This window comes from Halomicrococcus gelatinilyticus (assembly GCA_024227995.1).
Lineage (GTDB): Archaea > Halobacteriota > Halobacteria > Halobacteriales > Haladaptataceae > Halomicrococcus > Halomicrococcus gelatinilyticus.
In genome coordinates this window covers 1,792,301-1,819,186 of sequence record CP100465.1, presented here as the reverse complement: position 1 = coordinate 1,819,186, position 26,886 = coordinate 1,792,301, and the positions used below count along the sequence as shown (strand labels likewise).

At 68.5% G+C, this 26,886-nt stretch carries 27 protein-coding genes and 1 pseudogene; 11 read left to right on the top strand and 17 right to left on the bottom strand.

What is annotated here, in order from left to right; translation table 11 throughout:
• Positions 1 to 241: 241 nt before the first annotated feature.
• A complete protein-coding gene (locus tag NKT36_RS09580) occupies positions 242 to 550 on the bottom strand; it encodes a non-histone chromosomal MC1 family protein (protein WP_327050827.1) in 309 nt (102 codons plus the stop codon).
• A 248-nt stretch (positions 551 to 798) separates the two neighbouring features.
• Here NKT36_RS09580 and NKT36_RS09575 point away from each other — a divergent pair, with 248 nt between their 5' ends.
• The 3 genes from NKT36_RS09575 (at position 799) to NKT36_RS09565 (ending at position 3,869) form a co-directional block, all read left to right on the top strand.
• The gene (locus NKT36_RS09575) at positions 799 to 996 is read left to right on the top strand and encodes a hypothetical protein (RefSeq protein ID WP_007982308.1); all 198 of its coding nucleotides are present in this window, start codon (positions 799 to 801) and stop codon (positions 994 to 996) included.
• A 54-nt stretch (positions 997 to 1,050) separates the two neighbouring features.
• A complete protein-coding gene (locus tag NKT36_RS09570) occupies positions 1,051 to 2,109 on the top strand; it encodes a quinone-dependent dihydroorotate dehydrogenase (protein ID WP_327050826.1) in 1,059 nt (352 codons plus the stop codon).
• Positions 2,110 to 2,246: 137 nt separating this feature from the next.
• On the top strand, positions 2,247 to 3,869 hold the full coding sequence (locus NKT36_RS09565) for an outer membrane protein assembly factor BamB family protein (protein ID WP_327050825.1): 1,623 nt from the start codon (positions 2,247 to 2,249) through the stop codon (positions 3,867 to 3,869).
• Positions 3,870 to 3,901: 32 nt separating this feature from the next.
• Here the strand turns inward: NKT36_RS09565 and NKT36_RS19240 are convergent.
• A pseudogene (locus NKT36_RS19240) lies at positions 3,902 to 4,054 on the bottom strand (hypothetical protein); the annotation flags it as partial.
• 3 nt (positions 4,055 to 4,057) lie between these two features.
• Here NKT36_RS19240 and NKT36_RS09555 point away from each other — a divergent pair.
• Entirely contained in the window at positions 4,058 to 4,738 is a 681-nt protein-coding gene (locus tag NKT36_RS09555) for a haloacid dehalogenase type II (protein ID WP_327050824.1), read from the top strand.
• Between the two features lie 42 nt (positions 4,739 to 4,780).
• On the opposite strand, the gene pheT is transcribed toward NKT36_RS09555, so the two are convergent.
• On the bottom strand, positions 4,781 to 6,544 hold the full coding sequence (gene pheT, locus NKT36_RS09550; protein ID WP_327050823.1) for a phenylalanine--tRNA ligase subunit beta: 1,764 nt from the start codon (positions 6,542 to 6,544) through the stop codon (positions 4,781 to 4,783).
• Positions 6,544 to 8,055, bottom strand: coding sequence for a phenylalanine--tRNA ligase subunit alpha (gene pheS, locus NKT36_RS09545; RefSeq protein ID WP_327050822.1), 1,512 nt, complete (start codon positions 8,053 to 8,055; stop codon positions 6,544 to 6,546). Before pheS ends, pheT begins: the two co-directional genes overlap by 1 nt.
• 348 nt (positions 8,056 to 8,403) lie before the next feature.
• Here pheS and NKT36_RS09540 point away from each other — a divergent pair, with 348 nt between their 5' ends.
• Positions 8,404 to 9,039, top strand: a complete 636-nt coding sequence (locus NKT36_RS09540) for a class I SAM-dependent methyltransferase (protein WP_327050821.1) — start codon at positions 8,404 to 8,406, stop codon at positions 9,037 to 9,039.
• Positions 9,040 to 9,382: 343 nt separating this feature from the next.
• Here the strand turns inward: NKT36_RS09540 and NKT36_RS09535 are convergent, their stop codons facing one another.
• Complete coding sequence (locus NKT36_RS09535; protein WP_327050820.1) at positions 9,383 to 10,498, bottom strand: DUF7118 family protein; 1,116 nt, start codon at positions 10,496 to 10,498, stop codon at positions 9,383 to 9,385.
• Positions 10,491 to 10,865 (bottom strand): phosphoribosyl-AMP cyclohydrolase, encoded by a 375-nt coding sequence (gene hisI, locus NKT36_RS09530; RefSeq protein WP_327050819.1) that lies wholly within the window; start codon positions 10,863 to 10,865, stop codon positions 10,491 to 10,493. The genes NKT36_RS09535 and hisI overlap by 8 nt, the downstream gene beginning before the upstream one ends.
• 111 nt (positions 10,866 to 10,976) lie before the next feature.
• Here hisI and NKT36_RS09525 point away from each other — a divergent pair, with 111 nt between their 5' ends.
• Positions 10,977 to 11,432 (top strand): DUF5814 domain-containing protein, encoded by a 456-nt coding sequence (locus NKT36_RS09525; protein ID WP_327050818.1) that lies wholly within the window; start codon positions 10,977 to 10,979, stop codon positions 11,430 to 11,432.
• A gap of 45 nt (positions 11,433 to 11,477) precedes the next feature.
• Here NKT36_RS09525 and NKT36_RS09520 read toward each other — a convergent pair whose 3' ends face one another.
• Entirely contained in the window at positions 11,478 to 11,891 is a 414-nt protein-coding gene (locus NKT36_RS09520; protein WP_327050817.1) for a ribbon-helix-helix protein, CopG family, read from the bottom strand.
• A gap of 163 nt (positions 11,892 to 12,054) precedes the next feature.
• Between NKT36_RS09520 and NKT36_RS09515 the strand changes: the two genes are divergently transcribed.
• Positions 12,055 to 12,744: a TMEM175 family protein gene (locus tag NKT36_RS09515; RefSeq protein WP_327050816.1), complete on the top strand. Its 690-nt coding sequence runs from the start codon at positions 12,055 to 12,057 to the stop codon at positions 12,742 to 12,744.
• A 34-nt stretch (positions 12,745 to 12,778) separates the two neighbouring features.
• Here NKT36_RS09515 and NKT36_RS09510 read toward each other — a convergent pair whose 3' ends face one another.
• Positions 12,779 to 13,324: a CDP-2,3-bis-(O-geranylgeranyl)-sn-glycerol synthase gene (locus tag NKT36_RS09510; protein ID WP_327050815.1), complete on the bottom strand. Its 546-nt coding sequence runs from the start codon at positions 13,322 to 13,324 to the stop codon at positions 12,779 to 12,781.
• A 150-nt stretch (positions 13,325 to 13,474) separates the two neighbouring features.
• Here NKT36_RS09510 and NKT36_RS09505 point away from each other — a divergent pair, with 150 nt between their 5' ends.
• A complete protein-coding gene (locus NKT36_RS09505; protein ID WP_327050814.1) occupies positions 13,475 to 14,305 on the top strand; it encodes a proline dehydrogenase family protein in 831 nt (276 codons plus the stop codon).
• A gap of 231 nt (positions 14,306 to 14,536) precedes the next feature.
• Here the strand turns inward: NKT36_RS09505 and NKT36_RS09500 are convergent, their stop codons facing one another.
• From NKT36_RS09500 to NKT36_RS09475, 6 genes are all read right to left on the bottom strand, one after another.
• Complete coding sequence (locus tag NKT36_RS09500; protein WP_327050813.1) at positions 14,537 to 15,946, bottom strand: NCS2 family permease; 1,410 nt, start codon at positions 15,944 to 15,946, stop codon at positions 14,537 to 14,539.
• Positions 15,947 to 16,191: 245 nt separating this feature from the next.
• The gene (locus tag NKT36_RS09495; protein WP_327050812.1) at positions 16,192 to 16,905 is read right to left on the bottom strand and encodes a phosphoribosyltransferase family protein; all 714 of its coding nucleotides are present in this window, start codon (positions 16,903 to 16,905) and stop codon (positions 16,192 to 16,194) included.
• A 152-nt stretch (positions 16,906 to 17,057) separates the two neighbouring features.
• Positions 17,058 to 17,330 (bottom strand): hypothetical protein, encoded by a 273-nt coding sequence (locus tag NKT36_RS09490; protein WP_327050811.1) that lies wholly within the window; start codon positions 17,328 to 17,330, stop codon positions 17,058 to 17,060.
• A gap of 291 nt (positions 17,331 to 17,621) precedes the next feature.
• On the bottom strand, positions 17,622 to 19,565 hold the full coding sequence (thrS, locus tag NKT36_RS09485; protein WP_327050810.1) for a threonine--tRNA ligase: 1,944 nt from the start codon (positions 19,563 to 19,565) through the stop codon (positions 17,622 to 17,624).
• Between the two features lie 717 nt (positions 19,566 to 20,282).
• On the bottom strand, positions 20,283 to 21,374 hold the full coding sequence (locus NKT36_RS09480; protein ID WP_327050809.1) for a pyridoxal-phosphate dependent enzyme: 1,092 nt from the start codon (positions 21,372 to 21,374) through the stop codon (positions 20,283 to 20,285).
• Positions 21,374 to 22,330, bottom strand: coding sequence for a succinylglutamate desuccinylase/aspartoacylase family protein (locus NKT36_RS09475; RefSeq protein ID WP_327050808.1), 957 nt, complete (start codon positions 22,328 to 22,330; stop codon positions 21,374 to 21,376). Before NKT36_RS09475 ends, NKT36_RS09480 begins: the two co-directional genes overlap by 1 nt.
• A gap of 180 nt (positions 22,331 to 22,510) precedes the next feature.
• Between NKT36_RS09475 and NKT36_RS09470 the strand changes: the two genes are divergently transcribed.
• The 3 genes from NKT36_RS09470 to NKT36_RS09460 are packed head-to-tail and all read left to right on the top strand — an operon-like array spanning position 22,511 to position 24,616.
• Positions 22,511 to 23,884, top strand: a complete 1,374-nt coding sequence (locus tag NKT36_RS09470; RefSeq protein WP_327050807.1) for an MFS transporter — start codon at positions 22,511 to 22,513, stop codon at positions 23,882 to 23,884.
• Between the two features lie 31 nt (positions 23,885 to 23,915).
• Complete coding sequence (locus NKT36_RS09465) at positions 23,916 to 24,302, top strand: RidA family protein (RefSeq protein ID WP_327050806.1); 387 nt, start codon at positions 23,916 to 23,918, stop codon at positions 24,300 to 24,302.
• A gap of 38 nt (positions 24,303 to 24,340) precedes the next feature.
• Entirely contained in the window at positions 24,341 to 24,616 is a 276-nt protein-coding gene (locus NKT36_RS09460) for a DUF7536 family protein (RefSeq protein ID WP_327050805.1), read from the top strand.
• 51 nt (positions 24,617 to 24,667) lie between these two features.
• Here the strand turns inward: NKT36_RS09460 and NKT36_RS09455 are convergent, their stop codons facing one another.
• Genes NKT36_RS09455 through NKT36_RS09445 form a run of 3 tightly spaced genes read right to left on the bottom strand, consistent with a single transcriptional unit; the run spans position 24,668 to position 26,885 of the window.
• Positions 24,668 to 25,360 carry a TOBE domain-containing protein gene (locus tag NKT36_RS09455; RefSeq protein WP_327050804.1) on the bottom strand — a complete coding sequence of 231 codons (693 nt, stop codon included), beginning with the start codon at positions 25,358 to 25,360 and terminating at the stop codon, positions 24,668 to 24,670.
• Positions 25,357 to 26,184 carry an ABC transporter ATP-binding protein gene (locus tag NKT36_RS09450; protein ID WP_327050803.1) on the bottom strand — a complete coding sequence of 276 codons (828 nt, stop codon included), beginning with the start codon at positions 26,182 to 26,184 and terminating at the stop codon, positions 25,357 to 25,359. Before NKT36_RS09450 ends, NKT36_RS09455 begins: the two co-directional genes overlap by 4 nt.
• Positions 26,181 to 26,885 (bottom strand): ABC transporter permease, encoded by a 705-nt coding sequence (locus NKT36_RS09445; RefSeq protein ID WP_327050802.1) that lies wholly within the window; start codon positions 26,883 to 26,885, stop codon positions 26,181 to 26,183. The genes NKT36_RS09450 and NKT36_RS09445 overlap by 4 nt, the downstream gene beginning before the upstream one ends.
• Position 26,886 lies beyond the last annotated feature (1 nt).

Sequence of the window (26,886 nt, the reverse complement as noted above, 5' to 3'; positions counted from 1 at the left end):
GAGGCCAGACCAGTCATCCCACGCGTCGTGCGTGCGGTCCAGTCGGATGTGCCCCGCGCAGGCGGGGGTACGTCCAGGGAGGATAAAAACGCTGCCGTCGCCAGGATGCGGCGACCGCTGGTCAGGACGACGTGACCGCTGTCGGTGTGACCGCTGAGAGACTATTGTACTTTCGCGTACGTGCGCAAAGAGAATCGTGGTCAGTGCAGGCGCTCGGTCCGACTGGACGAGCGCGGGGCGATCATTCCTCGAGGTGCTCGATGCCTTGCTTGGAAACGTTCGCCTCGGTTATCTCGTCGGGCATCCAGTCCGGTTTGTCGGACGGAGCATCCTCCTCCCAGGACCAGCCCTCGTAGATGTGGACCTTGTCGGTCCCTTTCTCTCGAAGTCGAAGCTCGGTTCGGTCTGCCTCGTCCTCCGAACCCGCTGGTTCGAGACGACGCGCTGCCTTCAGCGCCGCCTGTCGAGGAGTGTTACCCGAGAAGACGCTCGATTCTTCTCCGCCGGTGTCGCGCAGTGCGAAATTTCGCTTACCATCGTCACGTACCATGATTTTTCTCCTCCATGCCAACCCAGCACAGGGCTCGTTATAAATATATCGCCGATATGAGCCTTTCACGCCGACAGATATATAAGCCTGAATCCGAGGGCTCCGATTTCGAACGGCAGAAAACCGAGGGAGCCGAGCAAAGTAAGTGGCTCGGTGGCGTAGGTGCGCGCAAGGAACGGCCGAACGGAACCGTACGGTAGAAAACACTTAAGTACATCCTGTAGCGAACCACTGCATACGATACCGCGATGGTACGGAAAAAGAAGCTCAGCCCGAGTGGCGCGAAAGACGAAGACGGCGAATACCACAACGTCCACGTGAACCTCCACGAGGACGAGCTGGCCGTCGCCGGGATGGAGATCGGCGACGAGGTGTTCGTCCGCGTCCGGGAAGACAAGATCATCATCCAGAAGGCTGACAAGGACGAGGTTGAGCACGAGTTCTGAGTTCGCCGTGGGCCGTCCACGCGAGATGCCCGCCGGTCAACGCTCACTACATTCATGAACGGATACGACGTCGTCAAGCCGCTGTTGTACCAGCTACCGGCCGAGACCGCCCACGGCATCGTCCACGCGCTGCTCGGGGGCGTCCAGGGAACCCCGTTCGAGCGACTGCTCGCGTCGCGGTACCAGGTCGAGGACCCACGGCTGGCCGTCGACGCGTTCGGTCAGCGGTTCCCCAACCCCGTTGGCGTCGCCGCGGGCTTCGACAAGAACGCCGAGATACCGTCCGCTCTTGCCAGCCTCGGCTTCGGACACGTCGAGATCGGTGGCGTGACCGCCGAGGCGCAGGCTGGCAACCCGAAGCCGCGCATGTTCCGCCTCCGCGAGGACGAAGCCATCATCAACCGCATGGGGTTCAACAACCACGGCGCGGACCGCGTTGGCGCGCGCATGGCGAGCCAGACGCTGCCGGACGTGCCGGTCGGTGCGAACATCGGCAAGTCGAAGTCCACGCCCCTGGAGAGCGCCGAGGACGATTACCTGTACACCTACGAGCGCCTGGCCGCGCACGCCGATTACTTCGTGGTGAACGTCTCCAGCCCGAACACGCCGGGGCTGCGCGAACTGCAGAACCGCGAGAACCTCGAACGCATCCTGACGACGCTCCAGGACGCCGGCGCGAGCCCCCTGCTCGTGAAGCTCTCGCCGGACCTGCCGGAGGCTGCCGTCGAGGACGCGCTCGACCTGGTGACGGAACTCGGCCTGGACGGCGTCATCGCGACGAACACGACCACCGAGCGCCGGGACGGCCTCCGGAACGAGCACCGCGACGAGGGGGGCGGCCTCTCGGGACGGCCGCTGACCGACCGCGCGACGGAGATGGTCCGGTTCGTCGCCGAGCGCGTGGACGTCCCGGTCGTCGGCGTCGGCGGCGTGTTCACCGCCGAAGACGCCTATCGAAAGATTCGCGCGGGCGCGCACGTCGTCCAACTGTACACCGGCCTCGTCTACCGCGGGCCCTCCATCGCGCGCGACATCAACGAAGGCCTTCTCGACCTGCTGGAACGGGACGGCTTCGACTCGGTGGAAGACGCCATCGGCGCGGACCTCGACTGACGACGGTCAGTATCTCGGTCGGAGCGAGTCACCGATTCGACTAGAGCGTGGATAGAATCGCGGGTCGATGGAATATATCACGCCGCAGACGTGTTTTTGGTCAATATTATTAATCTGGAGTAATCAGTCTGGGACGAATGTCACGGACATCTCGTCGGACGTTCCTTCGGTCCACTGCCGGAGCGCTCGCGCTTTCGGGAGTAGCGTCCTCGTCTGCGGGGGCCCAATCCGCGGAGGAACTGACCGACTGGCCGATGCGGGGCTTCGACCTGCAGAACACGGCGCACACGCCGGCCACGCCAGCGACCCGGAACCTCGAAGTCGAGTGGACGGTCGAGACGGACGAGGCGGCGTTCGTCATCGGGAACGGGCAGAACCGCCAGTCGCTTCCCGCCATCGCCGACGGTCGCGTCTACGTCGGTGGTGGCTACGCTGGCAACGACGTTGCCGTCTTCAGGTGCGTCGACCTTCGTTCCGGAGACGTTCTCTGGACGTACGAGAAAGCGGCCCCTGACGGCGTGAGTGCGCCCCGGATATCGAGTTCGCCCGCCGTGGCCGACGGGACGGTGTACTTCGCGGGAATCGACAAAATTGTGGCACTGGACGCGGAGACCGGCGACGAACGGTGGAAAGGCGAACGGCCAAAAGTTCCGGAGAGTTCGTCGGTCAAGCGTGCTCACGGCGAACCGTACGGAACCTTCGAAGCACCACCGTCAGTCTACGACGGCGTGGTTTACGCTCCGTTCGTCCAAGGCGACGTCGCCGGTACTCCGGGCGGCGTCAGGGGGTTCGACGCCGAGACCGGGGAAGCGGTGTTCGAGATAAAACTCGGACGTGGCTCGAGCGCCGGGCTGGCGATCAAAGACGGGAGCATCTACTACACGGGCTACTACGAGGGGCTCAAGCGGATCGACGTCGAGAACGAGTCGGTCGTCTGGGACGATAGACTCGACCCCTATCGAGACGCGGACTGTAACAATCCGCCCGGCGACGTTCCGTACCGTCCACCGGTCGTCAGTCCGAGCGGGCGGACGCATCGGATCCACGTCCTCGGCCAGCCGTTCCCGAACGCACCGATGAACACGTACACGTGGCAGGCCGACGGGATGTTCATCAAGCGGACGAGCCCACAGCCCGACGAGAAGTGCGGGTTCAACCACGCCGACTACTGGGCGACGCTGGAACAGTCGGCGGTCGCCGACGGGCGCGTGCTGTCCTCGTTCATCCTGGGGACGGACGCGGGCGTGTCCGCGAAGGTCCGGGGCGGCCTGCCACCGAGTACGCCGTGGACGAACGAGTACGAAGCCATCCCCACGGGGGTCTCCGTCGCGAGGAACGTCCTCGTGACCACCATCGGCAAATCGCTGGTGGGCCTGAACGTCTTCACCGGCGAGACGGTGTTCGAGAAGTCGCTGGAGGGCCTCGATAACTGGAAGGACAACGAGTTCCTCGGGACCCCGATTCCGACCGACAACCGGTATCTCATCCACACGTGGGGCGGCCAACTCGTCTGCGTCAAGGGTGACCCGGCCGAATCGCCGGTCACCTCGACGACGACCACGACCGCGACGCCGACGACCCGGGAGACGACCTCGGCCGCCAGGACTTCGTCTACTCCCGGCACGAAGGCCTGGTTAGAGACGGAGTCGAACGACACTGGCCTCCCGGGCTTCGATCTCGGGACCGGCGTGGCCGGCGTTCTGAGCGGAGCGGCGCTACTCGGAAACCGACTCCGGAAGGCGTCGGACGAAGAGAAGTAGCGCTCCCGAGCAGAGAACCGCCGGACCTGCTCCAGCGCGCCGAGTCGGAACTCGAACGCGGCGACCGGTAGTTCGAGGTCGTGTTCCACGAGCACCGCGGGATGGACCTCGCCGACGACACCCACTGACTCGCCGTCGAGGACGCCGTCGGGGGCGACCTCTAAGACTCGCGACGGCGTAGGGGGCGCATGGTCGACCCCGACGACATCGAGACGATCACCTTCGACTCGTACGGCACGCTCGTCGACACCGACGCAGCGGAGCGCGCGCTCGCCGACCGCGTCGACGACCCGGAGCCCGTCTCACGGCTCTGGCGGGCGCGGTCGCTGGAGTACACCTTCCTCGCCGGACAGGTCGACGCCTACGAACCGTTCTACGAGGTGAACCGCCACGCCCTCCAGGGGGCGCTGGCGGCCCACGGCGTCGACCTCCCCGCGGACGAGCGCGACGAGATCCTCTCGGTGTACCACGAACTCGACGTCTTCGACGACGTCCGCCCGGGCATGGAGCGCCTGCGCGAGCAGGGGTACGACCTCTACGTCCTCTCGAACGGGAACCCGGCGATGCTCGACTCGATGGTCGCCCACGCGGGCATCGAGGACCTGCTGGAGGACACCGTCAGCGCCCACGAGATTCGGCAGTTCAAGCCGGCCGCCGACCTCTACCGGCACGCCGCCGGGCGGACGGGGACCCCGATAGACCGCATCGCGCACGTCGCGGCCGGGTGGTTCGACGTGATGGGAGCCGGTAACGCCGGGATGGACGCCGTCTGGGTGAACCGCGACGGCGGCCCCTGGGAGCCGTTCGACGGCGACCCGGACCTGACGGTCCCGGATATCGAAGCGGTCGCGGACGAGTTCGAAGGGTGAGCAAGGAAGGAGAGAACGGCCGTTCTTTGGCCGACAGCGCGGTCACTTCAGCGCGTCGAGGCGGAACTCGAACGCAGCGACCGGTAGTTCGAGGTCGTGGTCGACGAGCACCGCGGGGTGGACCTCGCCGACGACGCCGACCGTCTCGCCGTCCATCACGACCGCGGCCGTCCGCCCGTCGATGAACGAGGGGTGGTCGATGGCCGGGGTCGCGAGGTCGACGTCGAAGTTGCGCGCGACGGCCTGCAGGCGGGCCTTGGCGTCCTCGTAGGAGGCATCGTGGCGCGCGAGCACGCCAGCGACCGTCCGGTGCTCGGCGACGCCGGTGTTCTCGCTCTCGTCGACGTGCGCCGCCAGGCCGATCTCCGCGAGGTCCTGGGGGTACGAGCGGTGCGTGTTGTTCTCCAGGACGAGCATGAGCGACGGGAGCGCCCACGTCCGGAGCATCGTGTAGTCCTCGCTGTAGGGGTTCTTGATGGTCGCCGGGGCGTCGTCCCCGAGCGCGTCGTCCCGGTCGTCGCCATCCCCGCCGTCGGACCCGGGGTCCGCGAGGTTCATCCGTTCGAAGTTGTCCTCCTCGCTGATCATGTGGAAGTTCAGCAGGTCCTCGAAGCCGAGGCCGACGAGCACGTCGCGGGCGGCGTCCTCCAGGTTAGAGCGCTCGTGGCGGCCGCCGACCGTCCCCACGTCGGGGTAGCGCGGCGAGAGGTCGTTGAAGCCGTAGGCGCGCCCAACGTCGTCGACGACGTCGACGGGGTGGAGCACGTCGACGCGGTAGGGCGGAATCTCGACCTCGTAGACGAGATTCCCGTCCGCGTCCTCGGCCGTCTCGCCGTCGAGGCCGGACCGCTCCAGCAGGTCGACGACCTCGTCGGGACCGAGGTCGACGCCCAGCGTCGTCTCGATCTGGTCGTGGGCGACCGTCTTCGACCGGACGGAGAGGTCCGGCCGGACGAGGGTGCGGTCGGGGTACTCGACCTCGACGCGCTCGACCGTCGCCCCGCGGGCGTCGAGCGCGTAGCAGATGATGGTGCACATGTGGTCGATGGTCCACTGGTCGGTGCCGGTGAGTTCGACGAACAGGTCGCGAGAGTCCGTCGACACCTCCGTCCGGCGGCCGTTGATGACCGGCGGGAACGAGAACAGGCCGATGTCGTCGTAGATGGCGGGATACCGGTCGTACTCGTCGACCAGCGGCGCGTACGTCTCGCCGGTCGGATGGTCTTCGAGGACGTCCGCAGGCGTCATCTCGGCGTCGGCGTCCAGCGGGACGAACCGGTCGCCGTCGGGGGCGACGCCCCGGTAGGTGATGGACTTGCCAGGGGCGTTGCCGTCCCCGTCACCGTCGGTCGCCGCGCGCCCCTTCAGCATCGTCAGGTCGTGGATGCCGATGGCGCCCTTCGCGCGCTTGCGGCCCATCGTGGCGTGCAGTTTCTCCTGCAACTGGATGAGCGAGTCGAGCGCGTCCTCGTCGAGGTCGACGTCCCGGACGACCGCACCCGTCACGTAGGGGCGCTCGTCGGGGACGCTGTCGGCCACCTCGATGGTCCAGTCAGCGTCGTTGACGTTCGGGACGTAGACGCCGCGAGCGTCGCCGTACTGGTAGCGCAGCGAGCGCGCGACGCCCTCGACGGAGAGGCGGTCGAGGCGGTCGGGGGCGAACTCCAGTTGCAGGTCGCCGTCCTCGGTGTCGCCCTCGTACTCCAGGCCGAGCGCGAACAGGTCGTCTATCAGTTCCTCGTCGTCCTTCTCGTCGTGGCCGGTCAGCGTCCGTAGCTCGTCGGGGTCGACGTCGACGACTGGCATCAGTGTAGCACCTCCGTGTCCCGCAGCAGTTCGAGGTCACACAGCGTCCCGTGGACGTCGCGGATGTCCTCGAAGCCGTACATCAGCATGAGCAACCGCTCCAGCGAGAGCCCCCACGCCATCACGTCGCAGTCGACGCCCAGCGGTTCGAGCACCTCGGGGCGGAACATCCCGCTGTTGCCCACCTCGATGAGTTCGCCCGTCTCGGGGTGGTTGCCGAACAGCTCGAAGCTCGGCTCCGTGTAGGGGTTGTAGTGGGGCTTGTACTGCAGGTCGGTGATGCCGAACTGCTCGTAGAACTCCTCGAAGGTCCCCATCAGGTCGCGCACCGAGAGGTCCTCGGCCATCACCCACCCTTCGATCTGGAAGAACTCCAGCAGGTGGGTCGGGTCGAGCGTGTCGTTGCGGTACACCTTCTCGACGCTGAAGTAGCGCTGGGGCGGTTCGAGGTCGCCCTGCGCGTACCCGGAGAGGTAGCGCATCGACAGCGACGTGGTGTGACCGCGCAGCGCGATGGCCTCGGCGAACCCGCGGCTCCACGGCGAGTGGTAGCCCTCGCCGTCCTCGCCGACGCCCTCGCGGTGGGCGCGCTCGACGCGCTCGACGAGGTCGTCCGGCAGGTCGCGTATCTCGGTCGGGTCCTCGAGGGCGAACCGGTCCCAGTGGGTCCGTGCCGGATGGTCCTGGGGCATGAACAGGCAGTCGTTGATCCAGAAGTCCGCGTCGGCGTGCGGGCCCTCCATCTCCTCGAACCCCATCCCGACGAGGACGTCCTTCACGCGGTTGGCCGTCTGGCGCAGGATGTGGGTCTTGCCGCCGTCGACGCGCTCGGCGTCGGCCTCGACGTTGTAGTCGGCGAAGTCGACCTCGCGCCACTCGCCGGTCGTGAGCATCTCGGGGGTGAGCTGGCCCACCGTCTCGGCCGTCTCGACGCCCTCCAGCATCATCACGTCGACCCCCTCGTCGGTGAGCGTCACCGAGCGCACCGTCCGCTCGGCGCGCTCGACCAGTCCCCGGTGGTCGAGCTGGTCGAGGACGTCGGCGTCGTCGACTGCCCCGCCGTCGGCGAGTTCCGCGAGCGCCGCCGCCTCGGCGTCGCTCTCCGGGTCGGCGTCGGGCGCGGCCGTTATCTCCCCGCCCTCGATGCTGCCGTACCCCTTCCGGGCGTAGTTCGACAGCGCGATGTCGACCTGCGGTCCCGCCAGCCCTGACTGGCCGATGACCTGGCCCATCGGGGCGGGCGCGTCGTCGGCACCGGCGTCGAGCGCCGCCCGGTAGAGCCGGACCTCGGGCAGGTCCTCGGCGGCGTACGTCTCGCCCTCGTCGGTGAGCGAGACCGTCTCCTCGGTCCGCTCGTCGACGTCGACCAGGTCCTCCGATTCGAGTTCGAAGGCCGCACCCGTCACCGTCTCCGGTTTCAGGTCCGTCACCGCCGCCAGCTGTTCGATGGTCTGTCCTTCCGTCGCGCTCGCGGCTTCCAGCACCGCGACCTGTGGTTCTGGTAGTTTCATCGTCCGTGAACGGTTTGTTCTCGCTTCGTACGTCCCTGTCCGCCGTTTTAGCCCTTCTGAAGGGAGGGCGTCGCGGGCGGTTTCGTCCCCGACGTCCGGAGTGTCCGGCGTCGCACCGCCGGGGAGTCCACCGCTCGCTCAGGCGGGGAAGAAGAAGCCGAATCCCGCGGCTAGACGAGGCTCGTGGACGGTACCACCCTGCCGGGATTCGGTTGGCATGTGCGGGAGGTTGTGAGGCAGTGGCAAAAGCGTTGCGGAGCCGAACGTCGCGACGCGACCGAAGCGCTGCGGGACGAATCGTCGCGAGGGACCGAAGCGATTTCACCCCGTGCCGTCCAACGCGCGGCCATGATGGACTGGGAGCGGTTCTACCGCGAGGCCGACTACGACCGCTGTGCCTACGTCGGCGGCGAGGCGATGGTCAACCTCGCCGCGCGGTTCTTCGAGCGCGTTGGCGTCCCGGACGACTTCGTCTCCGTCGGCTGCGGCCCGGCCGTCTGCCCGTTCGGTCTCGCCGAGCGCTTCCCCGACACGGAGTTCGTCGGCCTCGACGTCTCCGAGACCGTCGTCGCTGACAACCGCGAGCGCGCCGACGATATGGGGCTGGACAACCTTTCGTTCGCCGTCGACGCCCTGCCGGACCTGGACACCGACCGCGAGTTCGACGTGGTGTACAGCGTCGCCACGCTCTACTTCGTCGCGGACGCCGAGCGCGCCGTCGCCGCGCTGTGGGACCGCGTCCGCGACGGCGGCCACCTCGTGCTCAACTACCCCAACCGCTACAGTCGAGCACACTTCGACCGCGAGTTCGACGGCCGCCGCCGCGAGGCGTTCGAACTCGTCCTGGACAGCCGGAACCTGCTCACCTACGACGACGTTCGCGAGGTGACCGGCCGCCGGCCACGGAGCTACTGGAAGCTCGTCGACGCCGAGGACCGCGAGTTCGCCGACCGCGCCCGCCCCTGCGTCGTCGTCCAGAAGTAGCGAGCGACGGTTCATTCGCTGATGGGACGAGCGGTGAGCCACCGCGCGTGTCGCGAGGCCGACCGACCGAGGTCCTGGCGGACTGAAAGGGCGAGGGCTTTCGGGAGTCCCGACGAGTCTCGTTCTCTATTCGTGTATCCGAACGTCTCCGGAACGATAGCCCCGAAAGCCCTCGGGCGGTTCGACTCCCGCGGCTCGCTGCGCGCTTCACTCGCTCCTTGCAGTCACTCGTTGCAGTGCTTACGTCGCCGGGGTGCGCCGAACCGCCCTCGCCCTTCCAATCCGCCAGGGGATGAAAATCCGGACAGCGCGAAACGGAGAGGTAGCAGCCGGTGCTCGCAAATCAACGCTCCGGATACTCCGCTAGCGCGTCTTCGAGACGGTCGCGCTCCGCACGGGCCTCCTCCAGTTCCGCGGCGACCGCGCCGTCTTCGAGGCGGCGGCGCTCTTCGTCGGTCAGTTCCGCGCGAGCACGCGCGGCGGTGCGTACGCGCTCGAACTCGTCTTCGTCGCGGGCGAGCGCCGCGACGTCGTGCAGGCGCTCGACGACCGACGGGGGCGCGAAGCGGTCGACGACGCGGACGGCCTCCTCGCACCACCAGCGCAGTTCCGACGCCGGGCGCGGCGGCCAGCCGACCTGCAGCGGGCCGGCGTCGAGGCGGTCGAGGTACGTCTCGTTGGTCGCGACGCAGCGCTTGAGCCGCGCGGGGTCGTCGACGTAGTGGTCGAGCTTCGACCGCGAGTACCCGGCGTACTCCAGCAGGTCCGGGATGGGCTCGTCGGCCACGTCGGCGTCGGCGACGTACTCCCGGAGCGCCTGCGGCGGCGGCGCGAACTCCACGAGCGGGTAGTTCTCGGTCGCCGCGAGGAAGGCGACGACCTCGCGGGCGGACGCCTCGCGCCTGAACTCCGCGAACGCCGCGGCGACCGCCTCGTCGTAGGCCTCGATGGGGTCTCGAACGTGGTCGACGGGCGCGGCGAGGTCCGCGTCGCCGAGTTCCAGCAGTCGTTCGAGGTCGGCGACGCGGTCGTCGAGGTCGGCCGTCCGGCGGGAGACGGCACGGCGGGCGTCGCGGTAGCGTTCGCACGTTTCCGCCCGTTCGTCGAGCAGGGCGGCGATCTCGCGGGCGGCGGCGAGTTCCTCGCGCACCTGCTCGAAGTGGCGCTCGCTGAGTCGGCGGCGGTCGAGGACGTCCTCCGCGCGCTCGAAGGCGTCGCGCTGAGGCAGGTCGTCGGGCAGGTCCTCGACGAGGTCCGTGAACTCGCCCTGGAACCGCACGAACGCCTCGAAGTCGCCGGTGCCGGTGGCGCGCTCCTCGTAGCGGTCCAGCAGGTCGGTCGCGCGCCGGTGGGCGTCGGCGACGCGCTCGACGGTCGCCTCGCCGCGCTCGGCGATGGCGGCGTCGACCTCGCGGTACGCCTCGTCGGCGTCCCGGAGCGCCGCGACGCGGTCAGTCATACGCTTCGTCGGGGTCGAACACCCGTTCGCCGACCGTCTCGCCGTCGAGGGTGCGGTAGAAGCAGGACCGGTAGCCGGTGTGGCACGCGCCGCCCGACTGCTCGACGCGGTAGAGGAGGGCGTCGCCGTCGCAGTCGACGCGGACCTCCTCGACGCGCTGGACGTTCCCGCTGGTCGCCCCTTTCTGCCAGAGTTCGTCCCGGCTCCGCGAGTAGTAGTGGGCGAGGCCGGTCTCGCGGGTCCGCTCGACCGCCTCGGGTGTGACGTACGCGAGCATCAGCACCTCGCCCGTCTCGACGCTCTGGGCGACGGCGGGGAGCAGGTCGTTCTCGTCGAACGCCAGGTCGACGCTGGAGGAGTCGCTCATGCTCGTTCCGACGCGGGTGGCGTGGAAATGCTTTGTGTGTCCGGCACACGAGCGCGGAAGCGACGCCGACGACACGCTTATCCGACCCAGACGAGTACGGACCGAGCAAGCGTGGCCATCACGGACAAGATCTACGTCAAGAACCACCGCCAGCTCTCCTCGCAGCTGGAGACGAACATCCCGAAAGGGGCGTTCAAGGGGGCGACGCTCGACCTGCTGTTCCAGGGCGACGGCCTCGCGAAGCTCGACGACGCGACCCGCGACCGCGTGCTCGACTTCGCGGAGGACTTCCTGGACTGCGACTGCGACTCCAACCCCTACTGTGGCTGCCCCGAGCGGAAGTTCATGCGCTACCTGCTGGAGCTGCGCGAGCAGGGCCTCGGCCCCGACGCCATCGTCGACGTGATGGGCGACGACTACATGCTGTACGCCTACTCCGGCGACGTCCTCTCCTTCCTCGACCAGTCGGTCCGGACGCTCGAGGCCGTCGAGGAGCTCGCCGACGTCGAGGGCGAGACGGAGATGGCGGACCGCGCGCGACGGAAGAAGCGGTCGCTGTCCGGGTGACGCGAGAGGACGCGAAAAGAAGTACGGGCGGGCGACGCGGCGGCACTATCCGATCTGGTACGTCTCCTCGGTGTCGAGTTCGTCGTCGAGTTCCTCGAGGTTGACGACCTCCTCCTCGGTCGTGTCGGCGTCGACCTGCTCCTGGAGGCGGCGGACGTACTCCTTGTGCTCCTGCAGCTGCTCTCGCAGGTGGTCGGCCTCCAGTTCCAGGCGCTCGTGCTCGCGGACGAAGCTCTTGGGGACCTCGACCTTCGGCGGGAACTCCGACTCGTCTCCGTCGCTCTCCTCGACCTGGTTCTCCGGGACGACGCGGACCTTCCCGTCGTGGGCGACGAGCATGTCGACGTAGTCGCGGAACACCGCGGACAACGAGATGTCGCGTTTCTCGGCGATCTCCCGCAGGGTCTCGAACGAGTCCTCGTTCACCCGGAAGGAGATCGTCTTGTTCTTGTTGCCCATCGTTGTCGCACATATTTGACCTGACACCACTTAATGCTTCGTCAGACGTTCGCACGACTCCGGGACCGGTCGGAGGAATCACGGAACGGGTGCGACGGTCCGCGTGAACGGGCGAGAACGACCACCGGACCGATCGAATCGGTCCGTGTGACGAGGACGTGACGTGGTCGACCGCGGACAGATAGAAGTGACGGTGCGTCGTACCGCGACGGGGATGTCGAAGGGGGTCGAGCGGGAGTCCGCGGAGACGGGGCGTCTCATCGCCCTGAGCGACGGTGTCTTCGCCATCGTCATCACGCTGCTGGTCCTCGAGATAACGGTGCCGACGCTCCCGCCGGGGGCCTCGACCTCCGATCTACCGTCGCTCGTCGTCGAGCAGTGGCAGGAGTTCTTCGGCTACGTGCTCAGCTTCCTGGTCATCGGCCTCTACTGGATACTCCACCGGCGCGTGTTCGCCTACGTCGACCGGCACGACCGCCCGCTGCTGTGGCTGAACCTCCTCTTCTTGCTCGTCGTGGGGTTCCTCCCCTACGCGACGGCGATGTTCAGCACCTACCCCGGCCGCTTCGGCGTGATGTTCTACGCGGGGGCGCAGGCGCTCACCGGTTTCGTGCTCGCTACGACGTGGGCCTACGCGGCCCGCAAGGACCTCGTCGCGGAGGGCCTCACCTCGCGGCTCGTCGGGATACAGGCGGCCCGGTTCGTCGCCTCGCCGCTGGTCTTCCTGCTCTCCATGGGCGTCGCGCTCGCCGACCCGCTGTTGGCCATCGCCACCTGGGTCCTGCTGGTCCCCGTCACGGCGTTCTTCGAGACGCGGACGACGGCCGAGATAGAGCGCATACGCCAGCGCTAGTACGGACGGCGGAGCGACGAGCGGTGGAACGCCGTCACCACGGCTCGTCCTTCAGCCCGAGCGCGTAGGCGCCCGCGTTCGTCGACAGGTGGAGCAGCGGCGTCACCACGACGACGACGGCCAGTACCGGGAGGGTGAACGTGTCGGTCGTCCACCCGGGCGCGGCGACCAGCGAGAACAGCAGCGCCAGCACGACGAAGTCCAGCTGGTCGAGGCCGGGGAACGCTGCGCCGCGCTCGCGGCCCGTCCGGCGCTTGAGGAACGACGCGAGGATGTCGCCGGCCATCGCGCCCGCCGGGAGCGCGACGACGACGGCGAGCGGGAACGCCGGGAGCGCGACGCCGACCGCGTCGCCCGCCGGAGAGCGGACCGCGTTCAGCGCGAGCGCGAGCAGGGCGCCGCCCGCGACGCCTGCGGCGGTGCCGCGCCACGTCTTCCCGTCGCCGAGGAGTCGACGCCCGCGCCAGGTCCGGCCGCCGTCGATGGGCGCGCCGCCGCCCGCCAGGACCGCGACGTTGTTCGGCACGTAGGCGGGGAGCATCGCCCAGAACGCAACGACCACGACTTCGAACACGTCCATGGTCGGATAGGCGAACGGGCGTACCTTAAGAATCGGAGATTCGCTCCGGCGGCGGAAGGCGAAACCCGAGGTCGACCGTCGAACCGGAGGTTGCGCTCGCGAACGGGCGGACTATATACTAATAAGACGTGGGCGTGCAAACGCACGGCCATGATACCCCCGATCGCGAGCAAGTTCGTCGCCGGCGAGACGCCAGCGGAGGCGCTGGACCACGCGCGGGCGATGAACGAGCGCGACGTCAACGTCATCCTGAACCTGCTCGGCGAGCACTACGACGACCGGCGGGCAGCCGACGAGGACGCCGAGGCGTACCTCCGCCTGCTGGACGACATCGAGCGCTCGGACGTCTCCGCGTGCGTCTCCGTCAAGCCGTCGCAGGTCGGCCTCGACGTCGGCACGCACGTCTACCGCGAGAACATGGAGCGCATCGCCGACGCCGCCGACGACGCGTTCGTCTGGATGGACATGGAGGACCACGAGACGACCGACGCGACCCTCGACACCTTCGAACAGCTCGCGTACGAACACGAGGGCGGCATCGGCGTCTGCGTCCAGGCGAACCTCAAGCGCACCGAGGCGGACCTCGAACGCCTCGCGGACGTGCCGGGCAAGGTCCGCCTCGTCAAGGGCGCGTACGACGAACCCGCGGAGATAGCGTACAAGGACAAGGCGCGCGTCGACGAGGTGTACCGCGAGTACCTGGAGTACATGTTCCGGGAGTTCGACGGCGGCATCGCGGTCGGCAGCCACGACCCCGCGATGATCGAGCACGCCAGGGAACTCCACGAGGAGTACGGTACCGACTTCGAGATCCAGATGCTGATGGGGGTGCGCGAGGACGCCCAGTACGAACTCGCCGAGGACTACGAGGTCTGGCAGTACGTCCCCTACGGTGGCAAGTGGCTCTCGTACTTCTACCGGCGCGTGATGGAGCGCAAGGAGAACCTGCTGTTCGCGGCCCGGGCCGTCCTCTCGCGGTAGGGCGACCCGGGAGAGGACGACGAGGCGACGCGGCGACGAAGCTACACGACGAGGCGACGCGGCAACCTGTGTTTCTCGTGGGTCGACGGCCAGCGAAGCGGCGACGCTACCGAGAGGAGAACAGCGAGAGCGGAAAGAAAGCCAACAGCGGGCGGGGAGGAGCGGGGCGACACCGCGAATCGTCGACGGCGCGGTGCGAGAGGTGGAATCGGGGTCCTCGCGCGAGCAGTCTCAGACCTGTGCCTGGAGGATGCCGCTCGTGCGGACGAAGAAGTAGACGACGAACGCGAGCGCGAGCAGCCACTGGCCGAGGCGCACGTCGCGCCACTCGCCGGTCGCCGTCTTCACGATGGGGTAGCTGACGATGCCCGCCGCGATGCCGTAGGCGATGGAGAACGTCAGCGGCATGATGATGATGGTCATGCCCGCCGGAACGGCGTAGGTGATGTCGTCCCAGTCGATGTCGGTGACGTTGCCGAGCATGATGATGGCGACGACCACCAGTGCGATGTGGGAGGCGTACAGCGGCACCGCGGCCGCGAGCGGGACGACGGCGAGCGCCGCGAGGAACAGGAGGCCGACGACGAGCGCGGTCATGCCCGTGCGGCCGCCCTCCTCGACGCCGGTCGCGGACTCGATGTACGTCGTCACCGTCGACGTGCCGAGCATCCCACCGACGGTCGTGCCGATGGCGTCGGCCATCAGCGGCTTGTCGATGTCGGGGAGATTGCCGTCCTCGTCGAGGAAGCCGGCCACCTGGCCGACGCCGGTCAGCGTGCCGGCGGTGTCGAAGAAGTCCACGAAGAAGAACGTGAACACGACGAGCGAGAACGCGAACGCGTCGACGTTCCCGAAGCCATCCAGGAACGCGCCGACGAGCGGCGTGATGTCGTACTGCGGGCTCGGGATAGAGGGCGCGAGCGGCGCGGTCGGGTGGACGCTCTCGACGCCCATCGAGGAGGCCACCCAGCCGGCGGCGCTCGTCAGGACGACGCCGAGGACGATCGACCCGGGGATACCCCGTGCGTACAGTGCGAGCGTCAGGAACAGACCGACGATCGAGATGATGGCGATGGGGTCCTGTGCGAGGTTGCCCAGCGTGATCAGCGTCGCCGGGTCGTCGACGACGACGTACATCTCCTCGAGGCCGATGATGGCGAGGAACAGTCCGATGCCCGTCCCGACGGCGAACTTCACCGGTTCGGGGAACAGGCGGATGATGTACTCACGCGCGCCGATGGCAGTGAGGATGATGAAGATGATGCCCTCGGTGACCACGGCGGCGAGCGCCGTCTGCCACGGGATGCCCAGCGCCCCGACGACGGTGAACGCGAAGAAGGCGTTCAGGCCGAGGCCCGGCGCCTGTCCGAACGGCCGGTTGGCGTAGAACGCCATCACGAAGATGGCGACCGCCGACGCCAGGATGGTGACGACGGCGAGCATCTGCTGGACCTCCATCGGCGAGTAGCCCTGGATTGCGATGCCCGGCTTGCCGTCCTCGCCGGGGAACTGTGTCATGATGGCGGGGTTCACCACGACGATGTACGACATCGTCAGGAACGTGGTGATGCCCGCGATGACCTCGGTGGCGAGGTCGGTGTCGTTCTCCTCGAAGCCGAAGTACTCAGATAGTGCGCCCATGATGCACGTTTGAGCATCGAGAATAGCAGGCATTTAAGTATTTCCGTCCATCGGCGACAATCCTATACACGAACGTTCAACACGCGCCGTCGTCGGAGGGCACAGACAGATCCAGGCTGTCCGCCGTCAGGACGCTCGCGGCCCGACGACCATCATTCAAGTTCGTGAACGTTCGTAATTTTAGGGCGAGCGTTCGTTTCTGCCATCTAGCAGCCGGACGAAAGTGGCGAGAACGTCGTCGCCGGTCACTCGAACGTCGTCAGCGCGCCGACCGGCGCGTCCGTGCGCCCCTTCGCGCGGTCGATGCCCTCCTCGCCGGCGGCGATGAGCGCGAAGACGCCCGCCACCTCGGCGTCCGCGCGCTCGGCGATGTCGAGCAGCAGTTCCTGGGTCTCGCCCGAGCGGATGAGGTCGTCGACGACGAGCACCGACTCGCCGGGAGCGACGGCCGACGACGGGAGGTAGTAGGTGAGTTCGATGCCGGACGCTAGCCGCTGACGCGACTCGATGAACTCCTCGACGGCCGTCTCCTTGCCCTTCTTGGCGTACGCCGAGCGGGCGCCGAAGTAGCTCGCCATCGCCGCCGCGAGCGTGATGCCGTCCGTCGCCGCGGTGAGCACCACGTCGGGGCGGTCGAAGTCGAACGTCTCCGCCGCCACGGGCGCGACGAGGTCGAGGAACTGCTGGTCGAAGACGACGCCGGAGTTGTCGACGTACCCCTCGCTGTCCCTGCGCGTCCGGGCCTGGAGCTCCTCGGCGAGTTCCTCGCGGCCGACGCCCTCCACGACCGTCTCGGCGCGGTCGGCGCTCGGCAGGACGTGCCCGTTCACGTAGCGGTTCAGGTCGCCGGCGGGGAGGCCGGTCACCTCTGCGAGCTCGTCGTAGGTCCGCGTCTCCTTCAGCATCCGGAGGACGGAGACGGCCTGCAACTGCAAGCTCGCCTTCTCTGCGCGGTTCATACCCCGTTACTCACGGTTTCGCGACCTTGAACACTTCGATGGGAGACGGCGAGAATCTAGCCAGGAGCGTGCATCACCCGTCGGCCAGGAACGTCGGTTCGAGTCGCTTCTCGGCGCACTCGCATCTCCAGGCAGGACGTCTTCGGGGAGGGTCAGAACGCGACCGACAGCACTGCGGCGACGAGGACGAGTACCGCCCCCACGATAGCGAGCCAGAACGTGGTCGTGCCCAGTTCGACGCGGTCGTAGTTCGAATGCAGCACGTGGTAGCCGCTCCCGAGAATCATCCCTGCACCGCCGATTATCATCAGCACCGTGGGGATGCTGACACCGGCGCCGTTCGAGAGCGCGTTCGATGCGGCCAAGAAGACGAAGGCGCCACCGGTGACGACCTGTGACGCATAGTACAGGAGGACACGATTCATACCACGACATGACAGCCACCAGTTAAATGTTCTTGGGGACTGTTTTCCGCCCGCAAAAGAGGTGGGCGTCGAGAAAGAGTCCAGCACGCATCCGATAGTCGAGGAGGCCCGAGCGTGCGCCAGACCGATCGACTGCGGGGGAATCGCCCAACGACGCCCGGAACAGCGGCGTTCGGTTCCAGACAACGAGGACGTGATGCAGTCGACGACTGAAGAACTGATTGCCGTCGCCCGGCCAGCCACCGGGGCCGGGAGCCGCCGAGCGCCACTTCGGACCGGCACCGGTCGATATCACCGTATCACGCCGGGGTCGAGCCGTTTCTCGGCACACTCCCGCTGGAGTCGCTCGCGGAAGTCGGCGAGGTCGACGTCGCCGCGTTCGCGCTCCGCGCGGTCGCGCACGGACACCGTGCCGGCCGCGGCTTCGTCACTGCCGACGACGAGCATGTACGGGACACGGTCGTCGTGTGCCGTCCGGATCTTCTTGCCGAGCGTCCAGTCGCGGTCCTCCACCGCGACGCGGAACTCGTCGAGCGCGTCGGCCACCTCGTGAGCGTACGCGCGGTCGTCCTCGCTGATCGGCAGCACGCGCACCTGCTCTGGCGCGAGCCACGGCGGGAAGTCGCCGCCGAAGTGCTCGACGAGCACGCCCAGGAAGCGCTCCAGCGACCCCAGCAGCGCGCGGTGGACCATCACCGGGCGGCGCTCCTCGTTGTCCTCGTCGACGTAGACGAGGTCGAGGCGCGCCGGGATGTTGAAGTCCACCTGCACGGTGCCGATGGTCCACTCGCGGCCGATGGCGTCGCGGACGTCGAGTCCGATCTTCGGGCCGTAGAAGGCGGCCTCGCCGTCCTCGACCTCGTAGTCGAGCCCCTCGGATTCGAGCGCGCTCCGGAGGGCGTCCGTCGCCGTCTCCCAGACGTCGTCGCTGCCGACCGCGTTCTCGCCCTTCGTCTCCAGCTTGTACAGCACCTCCAGGTCGAAGTCGCCGTAGATGTCCTCGATGGTGCGGATGGTGCGTTCGAGCTCCGCTTCGAGCTGGTCGGGCCGGAGGAACGCGTGGCCGTCGTCCTGGGTCAGCCGGCGGACGCGGAGCAGCCCCGACAGCTCGCCGGACTGCTCGTTGCGGTAGACGGTGCCGAACTCCGAGAAGCGGACCGGCAGGTCGCGGTAGGAGTAGCGCCGGCGGTCGTACAGGTGGGCGTGGTTCGCGCAGTTCATCGGCTTCAGGCCGTATTCGTTCCCGTCCTGCTCCCACGCGAACATCTCGCCCTCCTCGCGGAACGCGTCGTAGTGGCCCGTCGGCTTCCAGAGGTCGGCCTTGTTGAGCTCCGGCGTCGCCACCTCGTCGTACCCCAGGTCGTCGTTCCGGGCGCGGACGTACGCCTCCAGTTCGCGACGCATCGCCATCCCGTTCGGGTGGAAGTGGACGCAGCCCGGCGAGTGGTCCGGCACCGAGAACAGGTCGAGCTCCCGGCCGATCTTCCGGTGGTCGCGCTCGCGGGCCTCCTGGCGGCGTTCGAGGAACTCCTCCAGGTCCGACTCGGAGCCGAACGCCGTGCCGTAGATGCGCGTGAGCATCGCCTCGTCCTCGTCGCCGCGCCAGTACGCGCCCGCGATCTCCAGCAGCGACACCGCGCCGACCTCGCCCGTCGACGCGACGTGCGGACCGGCACAGAGGTCTTCGAACTCGCCCTGGCGGTAGAACGTCACCTGCTCGCCGGCGTCGACCAGCTCGTCCAGCAGTTCCCGCTTGTACGGCTGGTCGGCGAGGCGTTCGCGTGCTTGCTCGGGACTGACCTCCTCGCGGACGACGTCGTGGTCGGCCTCGACGATGTCGCGCATCTCGGCCTCGATGGCTTCGAGGTCGTCCTCGTCGACCTCGACCCCGTCGAAGTCGTAGTAGAACCCCTCGTCCGTCGGCGGACCGATGGCGAGGTCGGCGTCGGGATATCGTCGAAGGACTGCCTGCGCGAGCACGTGCGCCGCCGAGTGGCGCCGGACGCGCCGGTACGCCTCCGAGTCGGGGGTGACGACCCGGAGGTCGGCGTCGTTCTCGATGCGGTGCTCCGGCGCGACCAGGTCGCCGTCGACGAGGCCGGCGACGCAGTCGTCGCCGAGCCCCGGGCCGACGTCGTAGGCGACGTCCTCGACCGTGACGGGTCCCCCGAAGGCGCGCTCGGACCCGTCTGGCAGCGATACCACTACTCGTGACTCTGAATCCTGTCGTGACATTGTTGAAGCGGGTGCTGCGGCTCCCCGTTCGACCGCGAGCATGGCGGTCGACGACCCCGGGACGCGTCGCCATAGATGTCTCGGAGCGCGTCGCTCCGGGGGCGTGCGAGAGCCGGCGGAGAATCGACGATGGTGGTGACTACTGAATTAGCGGGCGAGCGCCCGGCGTGTAAAGCAGCCACCAGCCATCGTGTGCTCACCGGTGATAGTCGCGGAATGCTATAAATCTCTTGTGGGGCCGACAGCAGACGATGTTCCGACGCACTCCCGTGACGGGCGTACGACAGCAGGTGATTGAGTCGCGCAGTCGTTCTGCTGGAACGGCCGTGACGGCCTCGAAAGCCCCCGAATTGTCGGCTCCCGCGGCTCGCTGCGCTCCACGGTCTTCGACCTGTGGTGCTTGCACCGGCGAGCACGCTCGCCGAGCCGTCGCTCGCTTCGCTCACGACGACGTCGCCGGGAGTCGCCGACAACTCGGCCCCTTTCAGTCCCTCCGCGTAGCTTGACCGGGCAGCCGAAACGGGCGGGACTGAAAGGGGCCGCGTGGTCGACGTGCCTGGACGATGTAAGCACCGCAGCCGCCGCAGGCGGCGAGGAGCGCAGCGAGTCCGGGGAGTCAAGCACGCGGGGCTTTCGGGGCAGTCAGCACCGTCGCCGAATCAGCAGACGCTTCTCCGAACGCGTTCGCCCAGTACGTCGCTACAGAAACGAGATACGCTACGACTTCAGGCCGCTGCCGGTGAGCGCGACCACCACGTCCGCGTCCTCGTCGAGGACGTCGCGCTCGCGATACGCTCGCAGGCCGGCGACGGCGACGGCGCTGGTCGGTTCGACGTAGAAGCCCGAGCGGTGGAGCGCGTCGAGGCTGTCGCGCGTGGACGCCGCGTCGAGCGCGATGGCGTCGCCGCCGGTCGCTTCGATGGCGTCGCGAATCTGGTCGCCGCGCGCCGGGTCGGTTATCTGGATGCCGTCGGCCACGTCGTTGCGCTCGGCGTCGCTCCCCTCGTGGAGGTCCGCCGCGACGGGGGCGACGCCGGCGGCCTGCACGCCGAGCAGACGAGGCATCGCGTCGGTCCACCCCGCGTCGGAGAGCGCGCGGAAGCCGCGGTACGCGCCGAGGAAGAGGGTGCCGTGGCCCAGCGGCGCGACGACCGCGTCGGGGACCGACCAGTCGCGCTGGGCGGCCACCTCGAACGCGAACGTCTGGGTGCCGGCGAAGAAGGCGGGGTTCCAGGCGTGGCTGGCGTACCAGCCCTCGCCCGACTCGACCGCGTCGATGCAGGCGTCGGTCACGTCCTGTCGGGTCCCCTCGATGCGGACCGGCGTGGCGCCCGCCCGCTCGATGGCGGCGAGCTTCGACTGCTTGGCGTCCGCCGGGACGTAGATGTCGGCGTCGACGTCCGCGCGGGCGGCGTACTGGGCGATGGCCGCGCCGGCGTTGCCCGAGGAATCCTCCAGCACCGTCTCGACGCCGAGTTCGGCGGCCCGCGAGAGGGTGACGGTCGCGCCGCGGTCCTTGAAGCTCCCGGAGGGGAACACGCAGTCGAGCTTGAACTGTGCGTCCCAGTCGTCGGCGTCGACGAGCGGCGTGAACCCCTCGCCGAGGCTGACGAGTCGCCGGACGGGGAGGAACTCCTCGAACGCCCACAGACCGTCGCGGGTGTCGAGTTCGGCGAAGTCGGGCGCGGGGCGGTCGGGGAGCGGCCGCGTCGCGAACTCCAGCGGGTGGCCGCAGTCGCAGCGCCACGGCTCGTCGGGGCCGGCGTCGTAGGTCCGGTCGCAGGCGGGACAGCGCAGGTCGGCGGCCATCAGTACTCGTCCACGTCGGTGCCGACCGAGCAGACGTACTCGCCGGTGGCGACCTGCGGGAGACGGCGCGAGCGCCAGAAGATGCCGGCCTTGTCCGCCGTGACCTCCGCCTTCAGCCGGCCGAAGACGTCCGTAACCTCGAACAGCACCTCGCCCGGTTCGACGCGGTCGCCGAGGTCCTTCTGGAAGCTGACGAGGCCGCCGCTCGGCGCGCCGTAGCGGTCGAACCCGGTCGCACGGGTCTGGGATTCGATCTCCACGTCGCCGTCGAGGAAGCCGTAGTAGCGCAGGACGTTGAACACGCCCTCGACGCCGTACTGGATGCTCTCCTCGTCCCAGCCGACGCAGCCGCCGAGTTCGGGGTCGATGGTCGGGATGCCCTCGTCCGGCGCGGCGCGGGCGAGCTGGCCGTCGGGACCCTTCTGGTCGAGGACGTGCCCGCAGCCGAACACCTTCGCGAGTTCGAGACACTCGCCGTGGAGGCGGTGGCGGGGGCCACAGCGGACCCGGGCCTCGTTCAGCATCCGGCTGGTCGAGCCCTGGTGGAGGTCGAGCACGAGGTCGGCGCGGGTAGCCGCCTCGAAGGTGGCCGCCGCGATGCGTTCGCTCGACGTCCCCGACTCGTTGCCGGGGTAGGCGCGGTTCATCTTCGTGTCGTCGATGGGGTTGCGGTGTTCGGCGACCTGGAAGGCGTGGTAGTTGACGACGCCGACCACGAGCACCGTGCCCGACAGTTCCTCGGGGCGAAGCTGCGGGAGGACGCGCTGGACGACGCCCAGTCCGTTGAGTTCGTCGCCGTCGCTGACGGCCTGCACGTACAGGGTGTCGCCGTCCTCGTCCCCGTTGACGACGGCGACGGGGAGGCCGAACTGGCTCCCGTCGCGCGTCTCACCCACCGCGAGCCGCCCCGTGTCGATCTCCCCTGGGGCCGCGCTCGCCGTTCCGAGCGTTGTCATTACACTCACACCGTTTCCGAACGGTCTTTAGCAGTTCGGTCTTCGACCCCTGCTGGCGGTCGTCCTGCGGCGCTCGACGTGGCCGACCCCGACGGCTGGCGGCGGACGCGGGACCGCTCGTATGCTAGTTGTTACCACGCGAACCGTGGATTTTTGCCCGCTTCGTCCGACGTCACACCCGTGTCGACCGACGAGGAATCCGTCAACGCGTTCGAACCGTTCCGCCAGTTCTTCGCGCTCGAGCGGGACGTGCTCGTCCTCTCGCTGGCGATGTTCGCGTTCAGCCTCGGCTTCCAGATGACGGGGCGATACATGGGTCGCTACCTGGAGTTCCTCGGGGCGACCAGCCTCGTCATCGGCCTCTACGGGAGCTTCGGCAACCTCATCAGCGCGGTCTACCCCTACCCCGGCGGGGCGCTCTCGGACCGCATCGGCTCGCGCACCGCGCTCACCCTCTTCGGGCTGGCGTCGACCGCTGGCTTTCTGCTGTGGTTCGGCGCGCCCGCGCTCGACGCCATCCCCGCGGTGCCGGCGTGGCTCTGGATATTCGCCGGCCTCGCGTTCGCGCAGGCCTGGAAGTCGTTCGGTCTCGGCGCGACCTTCGCCATCGTGAAACAGAGCGTCCCGCCGTCGGAACTGGCGACCGGGTTCGCCAGCACGGAGACGTTCCGCCGGACGGCGTTCCTGCTCGGCCCGCTGCTGGCGGCGGCGCTCATCGCGGCGTACGGCTTCGACCCCGGATTCCGGTACGTGCTCGGCGTGGCGGCGGCGTTCGGCCTGGTCGCCACCGTCGCCCAGCACCACCTCTACGCGGCGGAGAAGGACTCCCTCGGCTCCTCGTTCGCGGGCGTCTCCCAGGTGGTCGACGACCTCCGGACGATGCCGGCGACCCTGCGCCCGCTGCTCGTCGGCGACACCCTCGTCCGGTTCGCCAACGGGATGGTGTACGTCTTCGTCGTGCTCGTGGTGACGACGTACCTGGAAGTGTCCGCGACGCTGCCGGTCGTCGGCTACCTCGGCCCGGAGGCGTTCTTCGGCGTGCTGCTCGCCGTCGAGATGGCCGTCGCGCTGGCGACGATGGTCCCCGTCGCGAAACTCGCCCGGCGGGTCGGTCTCAAGCCCGTCGTCGCGCTCGGGTTCGTCGTCTACGCCGTCTTTCCCGTCCTGCTCGTCACCGCGCCCGCGGGCGGCGTCGTGGTCGCGCTGCCCGCCCTCGGCACCGTCGCGCTCTCGGAGGCCGAACTCGTCGCGCTCCTCTTCGCCGTCTCCGGACTCCGCTTCGCCGGCCTCCCCGCGCACAAGGCGCTCATCGTCGGTCCCGCCGAGGAGGACGCCGGCGGGCGCGTCGTGGGGTCGTACTACCTCGTCCGCAACGCCCTCACCATCCCGAGCGCCGCCGTCGGCGGGTGGCTCTACGGTCTCCCGGCGACGAGCGTCCCCGGCGTGGCGACCGTCGGCGGGCCAGTGCTCGCGTTCGGTATCGCGACCGTCGTCGGCCTGGCCGGCGTCGCCTACTTCGTCGCGTTCGGGCGCGAACTCGACGCGTACGCCTAACCGTTTTGACGACTCGAACCAGAGGGCCGACATGGAACGACAGACCGTCCAGAGCGGCACCGAGTGGGAATCGAAGGTCGGCTACTCCCGCGCCGTCCGGGTCGGCGACGCCGTCGAGGTCGCCGGCACGACCGCGACCGACGAGGACGGCGACGTCGTCGGCGAGGGCGACCCGTACGCCCAGGCGCGGCAGGCGCTTTCGAACGTCGAACGGGCGCTCGACGAGGCGGGCGCGGGCCTGGACGACGTGGTCCGGACGCGCCTGTACGTCACCGACGTCGACCACTGGGAGGCGGTCGGGGAAGCCCACGCCGAGTTATTCGGCGACGTGCGCCCGGCGACCACCATGGTCGAGGTGAGCGCGCTCGTCGACCCCGCGATGCTGGTCGAGATAGAGGCCGAGGCCGTCGTCCGGTGACCGACGCGCCTTTTACCCGACCGCACCAAGCGTCGCGCGTGCAACGAGACATCCCGGACCGGCCGCCGACGGGCGGCCTCGTCGAGGCGCTGAACGTCCGGCGGAACGCGGCCGTCGGCTTCGCCGTCGGCGTCGTCGTCGCGGCGCTGCTGTACGGCTACCGGGTCGGCGTCGTGGGGCAGGTCCGCGGCCAGGCGGGCGGACCGCTGCACTTCCTCGCGCTCGCGTTCGTGCTGGCGTTCGCGCTCGGCGCGCTGGTGACGACCGTGCTCACGTTCGCCTCCGCGCGGCACCTGGTGCGCGACCTCGACTAGGGCTCTCGCACTCGCTCGACGGGCCGCGAGAGTCGCCCGTTCGAGCGGACGTCAGTCGGTGCCCGGGTCGGGGACGGCGCGCGTCGCCGTCGCCTTGAACGACGCGACGACCGCGTCGCCCACTGCCAGGTCGAGCACGTCGAGGCTGGCCCGGGTCACGAGCGTCCGCAGCGGCGAGTCGGCCCCGACGTCGACCGTGACGCGAGCGATGCCACCTTCGGATTCGATCTGCGTGACCGTCCCGCGGAACCGGTTGCGGACGCTCGTCCCGGCAGGCTCCGGGGCCTCGTCGGGCGTCGTCAGGGCGACCGCGTCCGAGCGGACGCCGACCTGGACGCCGTCCACGTCGGCCGGCACGAGCCCGCGGACCATCCCCGCCGGCGTCTCGATCGTTCCGAGTCGCTCCTCCCTGTCGACGACCGTCCCTGGAAAGACCGACTCCTCGGTGCGCGCCAGTCCGGAGAACTCCGCCCGCAGTCGGTCGAACCGGGCGAGCAGTTCGTGAGCGTCGGCCGTGAGCGTGCTCCCGCCGCCGCCTTCGCCACCGCGCTGCCTGGTGACGAGCGGTCCGAGCGAATCCTCGAGTTCGGTCATCCGCTGCTGGATGCGGGAGTAAGACCGGCCGAGTTCGGCGGCGGCGCGGTGCATCGAGCCGTGCTTCTGGATACCCCGGAGGGCCTCCACGTCACGCTCGTCGACGGTCACGCCGTCGATCTCGATGTACGGTTCGCCGCGCGTCTTCATGTCGACCTCGTCGGAAAGATAGTGTTCTCCCGTTCGATTACTTCTGATGGCTCCGCCTCGTATATCAATTCACCGCCGGTGAACCGCTCGGTTCGCGGGTCCGCCGGGTCCTCGAATATCTGTTCCGGCGGCCCAGTCTCGACCAGTTCGCCGCCGAAGACGAATCCGATCCGGTCGGAGATGCGTTCGGCCTGGTGCATGTCGTGGGTGGCGACCACGACGCCGACGTCTCGGTCTCGCGCCCGGAGGATCGCGTCCTCGAGCATCGCCGTGTTTCGGGGGTCGAGGTTCGACGTCGGTTCGTCGAGCAGCAACACGCCCGGTTCGACGGCGAGCGCGCGCGCGAACGCGACGCGCTGTGCCTCGCCACCGGAGAGCGAGAGCGCGTTCTGGCCGGCCTTCTCGGTCAGCCCGACCGTTTCGAGCGCGGCCCGGACCGAATCGGACAGCGGTGGGTCGTCGAACCGTTCCCGGACGCTCGCGCCGAGCCGGTCCCACCACGACTGTCTGACGCGGGTTCCGTACGTGACGTTCCGGTGGACGGGCGCGTTGAAGAGGCTCGGCTCCTGGAACACCATGCTCATGCGTCGGCGGATCGCCAGCCGTTCCTCCTCGGAGAGCGACCAGACGTCGGTCCCGTTCCACGCGACCGTTCCCGAGTCGGGCGGTCGGAACAGCGCGAGCAACCGTAGCAGCGTCGTCTTTCCGGTTCCGGACGGTCCGACGACGGTGAGCACCTCGCCCGACTCGACGCCGATGGAGACGTCCTCCAGGACGGAATCACCGTCGAACCCCATCGAGACGTCCGTCGCTGTCAGCGTCATGACGAGCGTCGCCCCCGTCCCTTGCTCCGGAGCCAGGAACCCAGCCCGTTGACGCCGAGCACGAGCAACAGCAGTATCGCGCCGAGGACGAGGCCGATCTCGTACCGGCCCTGGCGTGCCTCGACGGTGATCGCCGTCGTCAGCGTCCGGGTGTACGATTGGCCGTCGCTGAAGACGATGTTCCCGCCGACGATGAGGATCGACCCGACCTCGCTGATGGCGCGCCCGAACCCGGCGAGTATCGCGGTCACGATCCCGTACCGGGCTTCCTTGATGACGACGAGGCCGACGTCGACGTTCGTCCCGCCCATGGCGTAGGCCGCGTCTCGAACCTGCTGCTCGACCCCCTCGACCGCCGAGAGGCTGACGCTCGTGATGACCGGCGTCGCCAGGACGAACTGCGAGACGATCATCGCCTGCGGCGTGAACGCGAGGTCGAGGTCGCCCAGCGGCCCGCTGTTCGAGAGCGCCATCAGGACGACCAGCCCGACCACCACGCTCGGGAACCCCATGCCGGTGTTGATGACGGCCGTCACGCCCCGTTTGCCCGGGAAGTCGGTGAAGCCGATCAGCAGCGCGACCGGGAGGCTGACGAGCGTGCTCAGTCCGACGGCGGTCACGCTCACCTGCAGCGAGACGAGGATGATACTGACGACGTACGCCCAGCCACCTTCAGGGAGTTGTACTTGCAGGGCTAGCATC

Bases quoted from the DNA above. Each gene is read 5' to 3' on its own strand.
- NKT36_RS09565 (WP_327050825.1), top strand. From the start codon at position 2,247: ATGTCACGGACATCTCGTCGGACGTTCCTTCGGTCCACTGCCGGAGCG.
- NKT36_RS09445 (WP_327050802.1), bottom strand. From the start codon at position 26,885: ATGCTAGCCCTGCAAGTACAACTCCCTGAAGGTGGCTGGGCGTACGTC.
- NKT36_RS09505 (WP_327050814.1), top strand. From the start codon at position 13,475: ATGATACCCCCGATCGCGAGCAAGTTCGTCGCCGGCGAGACGCCAGCG.
- pheS (WP_327050822.1), bottom strand. From the start codon at position 8,055: ATGAAACTACCAGAACCACAGGTCGCGGTGCTGGAAGCCGCGAGCGCG.
- NKT36_RS09455 (WP_327050804.1), bottom strand. From the start codon at position 25,360: ATGAAGACGCGCGGCGAACCGTACATCGAGATCGACGGCGTGACCGTC.
- NKT36_RS09540 (WP_327050821.1), top strand. From the start codon at position 8,404: ATGATGGACTGGGAGCGGTTCTACCGCGAGGCCGACTACGACCGCTGT.
- NKT36_RS09555 (WP_327050824.1), top strand. From the start codon at position 4,058: ATGGTCGACCCCGACGACATCGAGACGATCACCTTCGACTCGTACGGC.
- NKT36_RS09500 (WP_327050813.1), bottom strand. From the start codon at position 15,946: ATGGGCGCACTATCTGAGTACTTCGGCTTCGAGGAGAACGACACCGAC.
- NKT36_RS09480 (WP_327050809.1), bottom strand. From the start codon at position 21,374: ATGGCCGCCGACCTGCGCTGTCCCGCCTGCGACCGGACCTACGACGCC.
- thrS (WP_327050810.1), bottom strand. From the start codon at position 19,565: ATGTCACGACAGGATTCAGAGTCACGAGTAGTGGTATCGCTGCCAGAC.
- NKT36_RS09510 (WP_327050815.1), bottom strand. From the start codon at position 13,324: ATGGACGTGTTCGAAGTCGTGGTCGTTGCGTTCTGGGCGATGCTCCCC.
- NKT36_RS09535 (WP_327050820.1), bottom strand. From the start codon at position 10,498: ATGACTGACCGCGTCGCGGCGCTCCGGGACGCCGACGAGGCGTACCGC.
- NKT36_RS09580 (WP_327050827.1), bottom strand. From the start codon at position 550: ATGGTACGTGACGATGGTAAGCGAAATTTCGCACTGCGCGACACCGGC.
- NKT36_RS09450 (WP_327050803.1), bottom strand. From the start codon at position 26,184: ATGACGCTGACAGCGACGGACGTCTCGATGGGGTTCGACGGTGATTCC.
- NKT36_RS09490 (WP_327050811.1), bottom strand. From the start codon at position 17,330: ATGAATCGTGTCCTCCTGTACTATGCGTCACAGGTCGTCACCGGTGGC.
- NKT36_RS09575 (WP_007982308.1), top strand. From the start codon at position 799: ATGGTACGGAAAAAGAAGCTCAGCCCGAGTGGCGCGAAAGACGAAGAC.
- pheT (WP_327050823.1), bottom strand. From the start codon at position 6,544: ATGCCAGTCGTCGACGTCGACCCCGACGAGCTACGGACGCTGACCGGC.
- NKT36_RS09570 (WP_327050826.1), top strand. From the start codon at position 1,051: ATGAACGGATACGACGTCGTCAAGCCGCTGTTGTACCAGCTACCGGCC.
- NKT36_RS09465 (WP_327050806.1), top strand. From the start codon at position 23,916: ATGGAACGACAGACCGTCCAGAGCGGCACCGAGTGGGAATCGAAGGTC.
- NKT36_RS09520 (WP_327050817.1), bottom strand. From the start codon at position 11,891: ATGGGCAACAAGAACAAGACGATCTCCTTCCGGGTGAACGAGGACTCG.
- NKT36_RS09475 (WP_327050808.1), bottom strand. From the start codon at position 22,330: ATGACAACGCTCGGAACGGCGAGCGCGGCCCCAGGGGAGATCGACACG.
- hisI (WP_327050819.1), bottom strand. From the start codon at position 10,865: ATGAGCGACTCCTCCAGCGTCGACCTGGCGTTCGACGAGAACGACCTG.
- NKT36_RS09495 (WP_327050812.1), bottom strand. From the start codon at position 16,905: ATGAACCGCGCAGAGAAGGCGAGCTTGCAGTTGCAGGCCGTCTCCGTC.